Source organism: Pseudanabaena sp. SR411, assembly GCF_002251945.1.
In the GTDB taxonomy this organism is placed as follows: domain Bacteria; phylum Cyanobacteriota; class Cyanobacteriia; order Pseudanabaenales; family Pseudanabaenaceae; genus Pseudanabaena.
In genome coordinates, this window is record NZ_NDHW01000234.1 from 1 (window position 1) to 7,458 (window position 7,458).

5 protein-coding genes and 1 pseudogene are annotated in these 7,458 nt (G+C 44.2%); 5 read left to right on the forward strand and 1 reads right to left on the reverse strand.

All coding sequences use genetic code 11. The features are described 5' to 3' along the window. From B9G53_RS27705 to B9G53_RS24500, 4 genes and pseudogenes are all read left to right on the forward strand, one after another. Positions 1–1,642, forward strand: a pseudogene (locus B9G53_RS27705) (hypothetical protein); the annotation flags it as partial. A gap of 113 nt (positions 1,643–1,755) precedes the next feature. Then, entirely contained in the window at positions 1,756–2,634 is an 879-nt protein-coding gene (locus tag B9G53_RS24490; RefSeq protein ID WP_094536050.1) for an Rpn family recombination-promoting nuclease/putative transposase, read from the forward strand. Positions 2,635–2,801: 167 nt separating this feature from the next. Then, positions 2,802–3,740 carry an SAM-dependent methyltransferase gene (locus B9G53_RS24495; RefSeq protein WP_254923798.1) on the forward strand — a complete coding sequence of 313 codons (939 nt, stop codon included), beginning with the start codon at positions 2,802–2,804 and terminating at the stop codon, positions 3,738–3,740. An 82-nt stretch (positions 3,741–3,822) separates the two neighbouring features. Beyond that, positions 3,823–4,983 carry a hypothetical protein gene (locus B9G53_RS24500; protein WP_094536051.1) on the forward strand — a complete coding sequence of 387 codons (1,161 nt, stop codon included), beginning with the start codon at positions 3,823–3,825 and terminating at the stop codon, positions 4,981–4,983. A gap of 153 nt (positions 4,984–5,136) precedes the next feature. Here B9G53_RS24500 and B9G53_RS28195 read toward each other — a convergent pair whose 3' ends face one another. Then, the gene (locus B9G53_RS28195; protein ID WP_217901671.1) at positions 5,137–6,717 is read right to left on the reverse strand and encodes a serine/threonine-protein kinase; all 1,581 of its coding nucleotides are present in this window, start codon (positions 6,715–6,717) and stop codon (positions 5,137–5,139) included. Positions 6,718–6,807: 90 nt separating this feature from the next. Here B9G53_RS28195 and B9G53_RS24510 point away from each other — a divergent pair, with 90 nt between their 5' ends. After that, positions 6,808–7,341: a hypothetical protein gene (locus B9G53_RS24510; RefSeq protein WP_094536052.1), complete on the forward strand. Its 534-nt coding sequence runs from the start codon at positions 6,808–6,810 to the stop codon at positions 7,339–7,341. Positions 7,342–7,458: the final 117 nt, after the last annotated feature.

The following is a 7,458-nucleotide window of genomic DNA, read 5'->3' on the forward strand; positions in this document are numbered from 1 at the left end:
AAAGCGCAGCGTCAAGACCTCCTATACCGTCTGGCAATGGTTCAGCCAACAGGCGATCGCCCATGATGTCTTACCAATCACCCAACTCAAAGCGGAAACATTAGTAGCAGCCCAATCCGATGTCAAACAACTCTGCCAACTAGTGCAAACCGAACAATGGGTGAAGGTAGACGAACCTGAAGAAGAACGCGAAGAAGAAGCCGATGGTAAAATCCTATCGGAAATCCTCAAAAATGACATCTATGGACAACTGCTAGAACATCCCTATGTGGTGAGAAAGATTGAAGACCTAGTGAGAAGACGTTGGTTAACCCTCGCTACCAGTGGCGGTATCAACTTTTCTAGCTTCATGGCCCAGCCTTGCCCAGAATTAGGAAAACTGGAAATGTGCATCCCTGAACTGCCACAAGGCGAATATGTCGGATTCCGTTATCCCATCCGCGATCGCAATGACTTGCAGATTTGGACAAACAAACACATCAAAGGACTCAACCAACAGGGAACGATGTATGTCAACCCAGACGAAGCTCGTGACTACTGTGGGATGGACTTTGATGGTGATACCTTCTGCGTGAAATCAGTCAAGAAACTACCTGAAATCGCCAAAGAAATCCGTCAACACCACATCAAGCCCACCACCTATAAACCCGACAAAGTAGCAGTACAAGGCACATTAGCCGAAGTTGCCCTCAGATCGACTGAAAACCAAATTGGACTGATCACCTATTACCTAGCCACCGCATGGGCAACAGGGCATCATCAGTACATTGCAGGTTTAGCCCAAGAAGTTCAAGTCGCCGTAGATCGGCTCAAATCCGACCTCAGCCATGACCAAGCCTTTCTAGATGAAGTCGGCAAAAGCTTACCGAAACTGGATTGGCTGATTGATCGCAAAAAGCAAGGTGTATATGGCAGCTACTACGACTCCAAACAGAGATGCAAAATGCCCGCAAGAACCTTGGTAGCTGGTGGAGAATACAACGACCCGATATCATTCCTGATTCAATCCGTGAATGCAATCTGGCAACCCGTAGATTTACACGAACGTACCCTGCTTGAATTCCGCGAACTATTCGTCAAACCAAGTGAGATTCTCTACAAACGAGCGATCACCCGCCGAGATGAATATACCAGCAAGATTAGGGAAGCGATGAAACTATCAAGCGATCGGGAATCACGGAAGAAAATCCTCCGCGCCGCCGTGGAATGGGCGAAAGGCTTAGGCGAGAAACTACGGGAGAAAAGTGAGAAAACCGCCCAAACCTGTAGTGCCGCCATGTGGCAAGCCAGTCACAACGGCGATCATGGCACTGCGAGTGTTGTCTTCAATATGTTTCTACCCGAAGTATGCGATCGCCTCCATGAAAACCAACTGATGCGACTGCAAGTAGTCGGAGCGCAGTATGGAGAACTCGCATCAACCAAATGGACAGGCAATGGAGAACACGCCTGTATTTCCATTGTAGTATCTCAGCGTGAGCAGGATGGTAGATATCAAATCGAAGTCGTGAGAAATAGCAGGAAAAAGCCATATTTACTGGGATTAGTTGCTAAGGACTCTGCCAAAGTCATCGTTGGGGAATATGTTGCATCCCTGACTACACAACAAAAGACCATAGTTTGCGAACTCGTAGCAGCCTAGAAATTAGAGAGGATAGAGCGATCGCTTTATTCTCTCTAGTTTCTATTCTTTAAAAAAATAAAATAATGAAAAACAATTTGCACAAGGTCAAAACTTTGCTAGGCTAAGTAATTATGAGGACTGACACGCTTTTCTATCAATTATTTAACGCTTTTCACAGCTTGCTATTTGAGCTAATCGAACGCCCGATCTCGGAAGCAGAGGGCTATGAATTTATCTCAGTGGAAGTGAAAGAGAAAGCCTTTCGCTTTGATGGAATATTTATCCCAAAAGCGAAAGACAAACTGATATATCTACTTGAGGTGCAGTTTCAGCAAAAGGAAGACTTTTACTGGGAGTACTTATCTGAGATATATCTATACCTGAATCAATACCGTCCCGAACATGATTGGAAAGCGATCGCCATCTTTGCGAGGCGTAGCTATGAGCCAGAGCCAAGAAGCCATGTGCAGGAGATGCTCAACTGCCAGAGGATACTCAGAGTGTACTTGGAAGACTTGGTAGATCGGGAGACGGACTCCTTTGCGATCAATATTATTCAGCTAATCTTGTCTACTGAAAGTCAAGCCGTAACTATGGCAAGACAATTGGGCGATAAAATTGAGCAGGAAAATGATCCCGAAATTCAAGAGCAGGTATTAGAATTAATAGAGACTGTATTGGTATATAAATTTCCGAAACTAAGTCGGCAGGAGATTGAGGCAATGTTTACATACAGCGATTTAAAGCAGACCCGTGTATATCAAGATGCAAAAGAAGAAGGCGAGCAACGTGGTTTAAAGCTAGGCGAGCAGCGCGGACTGGTCAAAGGACAAGCTACGATGCTGCTGCGGCTGCTCAATCGCAAGTTTGGCCAGATTAGCCCAAGTTTGCGGGGCAAGGTAAATAAACTATCGGCAAAACAGCTAGAAAATCTAGCCGAAGCATTATTTGACTTAGAGACGATTGCTGACCTAAGTGAGTGGCTAAAAACTCAAGGTAAAGCTAAATAGAGAATTTTTGAACCAATACTAAAAAAAGGCAGGACAGCTAAAGTCTTGCCTTTTTTGTGCCGATGGCTAGCGCCAGTTCTCAAGAACAAACGCATAACAACTGAAAGTTTGCCAAAAGCACAAAATCCTATGTTTGAAATTACCCAAGAAATTGAAGAGCATTTTGATTGTTCTTTACGGATAAAAGCCGAAGCAACAGTAGAGGCGATCGCCTATCGAAATCCATCCAAATCGGCGAACCTGACCAGCAAATAGAACTAGCCAAAGCATCGGGGTGGGGAACCCTCACCGATATCTGGGTGGGAGCGAACCACCAAGGAAACACATGGCAGTACCGATGCTATGAAAGACTTTGCCAACTGCTCACCACCGCCGAAATCCAAGCCGCCAAATCAGCCACTGCGACCGCATACCAAACCAGTTTTGAAGTCATCCGCGCCATGTGGGACTTACTCGCTGCGATTGGATTTACAGGTGGATCGATCCTTGAACCTGCTTGCAACACCTTATCCTTTATGGGTTGTCAGCCTCAGAATATGAGAATCAGATCGCAATGGGTAGGCGTAGAGCTAGATCCCACCTTTGCCCAAATCGCAAGATTGCTTTATCCAGAAGCTCAGATTTATGCTCAAGGTTTTGAGAAAGTCAGCCTATCAGATAGCAGCTTTGACCTAGCGATCGGCAATGTCCCCTTTGGCAATTACAAGCTGTTTGATTCCCGATATGCCCATCTAAATCTGAGCGTGCATAACTATTTTTTCGCTAAATGTACCGATTTAGTACGCGAGAATGGTTTACTGTGTCTGATTTCCAGTTGTTTTACCCTTGACTCGTTAGGCACAGGTTTTAGGAGACATCTAGCCGAAAAGTTAGAATTAGTCACTGCCATACGGTTGCCCGATATCGCCTTTAAACGATTCTCCAATACGGCGGTTGTGGCCGATATTCTCCTTTTCCGTAAATTAACGGAAGCGGAACGAAAGTTAACAACTGACAAAGATTACAAATATCCTAGTTGGGTGAGGACAGCCCCATCAGGTAAACATACCGTTAACCAAGAGCCAATCATGATTAATCAATGGTTCCTTGAACCAGAAGTAGCCTAGCGGCGATTCGACAGAAAAATTACCACACAAAGCGTCTCTTCCCTTGATTGGGTTGAGACGCTTTTTTTATTGAGGAAAAGTGATGAGTCCCAAAAAAATAAAATTTCGCAATATTCTCGGCGAACTTAGCGTCGCCAAACTATATGGCGGAGAGCATTTAGGCGTAACTGCCCCAGCCAATTTTGATCTACGCAAGGAGATTAGCAAGATCGGTAAAGCGATCGGCAAATTTTACCAACCAGCACCAGTACAAACACAGGTAATCCAGATCCCACCGCAACTACAACATGTCCTACCCAACGCATTTTGTGAATATGGAAGTCAGATCTACCGCCGCACCGACAGCCAACTGGAACTAATCGAAAACCAGTCCCATCGCATTCGTGCGGCTATGTCTGTGGTCAAGATTTTGGATTTAGTGTTGAAGATGCAACAGTATGACGATGATCGGGAACTAGCGAAACTGCGTCAAGTCCTCAATCAAAAATATGATGCGTTCGTAATCAGGTTTGGCAACTTTACCGCCAAAGTCAACCTTGAAATCTTCAAAGAAGACCCAAATTACTATCGATTAAGAGCATTAGAAATTGAACAAGGCAAAGGAAAAAGCCCGATCAAAGCGCCGATATTCGATCAACGCACAGTCAGAGCCACGCCAAGATATCGCGCCAGTAATGCCAAAGATGCCCTTGCTCAATGTCTAGATGCGCGGAGTTTCATTGACCTTGACTGGATTGGGAATCTGCTCGACAAAAGTATCAGCACCGTTGTTACCGAACTAGAAGGGGCAGTGTTCTACAACGGAACCACACCACTAGAAGACTTACAAGCAGCTTCCAAAGAAGATTGGATTACTCGCGAAGAATTTATCAGTGGCAATGTGGTCGCACGTTTAAACAGAGTAATCGCATGGCAGCAAATGGGAGTTCCCGACTGGCTAAACGTAGAGATTTACCACCAAGTCATCAGAAATAACCAGCCAGTCCCCTGCTTACCCGAAGCCGAAGATGTGGATATCAAAGTGCGCTGCGCCGTGAAATTGGGACTCAATATCAACTCCATGTCCCCGGACGAGCTAAATCTGCTGTTACGCAACACCATCCGCGTCAAGCTAGGAACAAGTTGGTTGCCCGAAACCGTAATCAAGGAATTTACCGAACAACTGCTTAGCCATGCAGGAAAAAGCACCGTCAAGTTTCATCCTGACCCCGCCAACATTTGGGTAATCACAGGTGACAGTTAGAGGTTTAGAGCAGAGCATTCTCGATTTGAGATGATTACAAAATTTATGGCTTGTTGTGGGAATGCACTAAAAGAGATGGAATGCTGATTATGTCGTGGAAATGGGTTTGTAACAAAAGCTTAATATTGAACTGTAATCTCTATCTGTTTCAGTTCACAAGTCTCGATGCGAAAAAAGAAGTACAAACCCACCAAAACCAAGGATACCAAAGGTGTCCAAAGGCAGATCATAATCCATATAAGGAAGGTGTCCCTTCATACACATGAAATTATTTTCAAAATATATGTTGTCGATATCCACACAACGACCATCTTTTTTCCATGCAATGCGATCACAAAATTTATTCCAAGTCTTAAAATTAGGATAACTGAAATCTAGCTTACCACCACACTCGACATAAATTTGCTTCTGGACGCTGAAGCCATAGAGTCCATTACTGTAATGCACCCATAGGCGATCAATAGTCTGCAAATCTTCACAGGGAAACTTTTTAATACTATAAATATCAATACCACACCATCCTTCTTTTTCCCTTCCTGAAGCTTTGAGCATCAAGCGATCAGTCAATTGATCTGCTTCGTACCATTGCTTATTTTTTAGCAATTCCTCCAACTCGCGATAATCAATCCCCTTCGCACTGAGTAATTGCGGTGTTTTTACCTTAGCTATATTGACCTTGCGCTCATTGAGATTATAAGTACCCTGATCGGGATCGTTGGGATCGAACTCTAACACTTTCCCCTCAATTCGCCACACATCCCGAAACGTCAAAGGTAACATTACCAACCATTCACCAATCGACTTAGGGCGATCCTTTGGTTCCCTTGCCATACCCGCCCAAATTGCCTCACAAATTGACTTATCGATGTAGTCGGGAATTACAGGAACAGAATTAAAAGGAATATCTCGCGGATGCTTGCCCGTAATCATGTGATAGAGCGTTGCCGCAAGGCTATAGACATCAATGCTTTCCGACTGCTCAATATGGATGCGATATTCGATTTGCGGATTTAGCAAAAGTTGTTTGGCAGTTTCTAGTCTTGCCATTTCTAACTCAGGCGCACAATAACCAGTCGTGCCAGGGGTAAAAGAATAGGTACACACTACTTCGGGAATAAATTGACGCGCCACACCGAGATCGATTAATACCGCTTTGCAACGTCCTGAAGTTGTTTTTAAATCACGAATCATGATGTTTTGCGGCTTTACATCATGGTGCAGATAGTTTTGACGGTGCATCTCCGTGAGAGCCTGACCGATCTGTTCTATATATTTCAGTGCCTCTAACGGCGGTAACTGTCCATGCTTTTTCACCCATTCCGATAGCCTAACCCCCTCGATATATTCCATCACAATACAAGGACGATTATTTTCTTGCGGTAAAAGCAACTTTTCGATAATTTTGACAATATGCTCATGTTCACATTTTGCTAAAGCCTTCGCCTCCTCATTGAAATAGCGAATATGCTGATTGAGAATATCTTGATTTTCAGGATGATTAAACATCTCATGTTTGAGGGACTTGATCACATACTTAGTTTTCTGGCGATTGGCTAACCATGTTTCACTCCATGCCCCACCATAGAGATCCTTTTCCAGAACATAGGCATCACCAAACAGGGCTTGCCCAAACTGACCAGCCCGATCGCCTAATAGCTCGATTAATTTCTTATCTCGATATAGCTTCTGCCCAACATTCCAACCCATTGCGATTGCCTGCCAAGATAACAGCATTGATAATTTTAGTTATAGCTTAATACCAACACCTTTCAGCTATATGGGCATAAAAATAGTTGTTTAAAAGCGATTGAGAATAAGCAGAGGATGGTTTCGCAGGTGATGTCAGGCGATCGCACCCATCGTACTATCGAAGACATTGATGAGACAGTCCTCAACGCTGCTCAAATGAAAGCGATCGCATCTGGCGATCCTCTTATTATGGAACGGGCAACCCTCGAAGCCGAATTGCAAGGACTAGGAATGCAATTGCAAGCCTATAACGATACGCAATTTAGGGATAAATCCAAGATTCAGTATCTAGCTGACATGGTAAATACCAACCATCCTGCCAACATTCAGCATATTCAATCAGACCTAACCACCGTCGCCAAAGCCAACCTGAAGCAATTCATCAGCGATCGCGGCGTGATGTTGGATAAAGCCTTGCTGATAGACGATCATATTTCTGAACAATTCCAAAAGTTGAGAAATAGCTATCGGTTAACTCAAATCCAAATCGGACAATTTGCAGGACTGAATGTATATCTGAGCAGATTCGGCTATGAGGTTAATGGCTCGATTGGTATGAGCATTAGTTCAGGATATGAATTTAATGTTGACGCTCATCTAGGTAAATAGGTGGAAGGAGGGAAAAGAAGCCGACGCAGGAAGTCAAAATCAATCCAACGTAGATTGTATGCCCACTCGAACATGGCTACATACAGATACAAATACTTCTTGTGAATACCGCGAAAG

What these genes read in the sequence shown, in the direction of transcription:
- B9G53_RS24490 (WP_094536050.1), top strand. Translation starts at nt 1,756, where the DNA reads ATGAGGACTGACACGCTTTTCTATCAATTATTTAACGCTTTTCACAGC.
- B9G53_RS24500 (WP_094536051.1), top strand. Translation starts at nt 3,823, where the DNA reads ATGAGTCCCAAAAAAATAAAATTTCGCAATATTCTCGGCGAACTTAGC.
- B9G53_RS28195 (WP_217901671.1), bottom strand. Translation starts at nt 6,717, where the DNA reads ATGCTGTTATCTTGGCAGGCAATCGCAATGGGTTGGAATGTTGGGCAG.
- B9G53_RS24510 (WP_094536052.1), top strand. Translation starts at nt 6,808, where the DNA reads ATGGTTTCGCAGGTGATGTCAGGCGATCGCACCCATCGTACTATCGAA.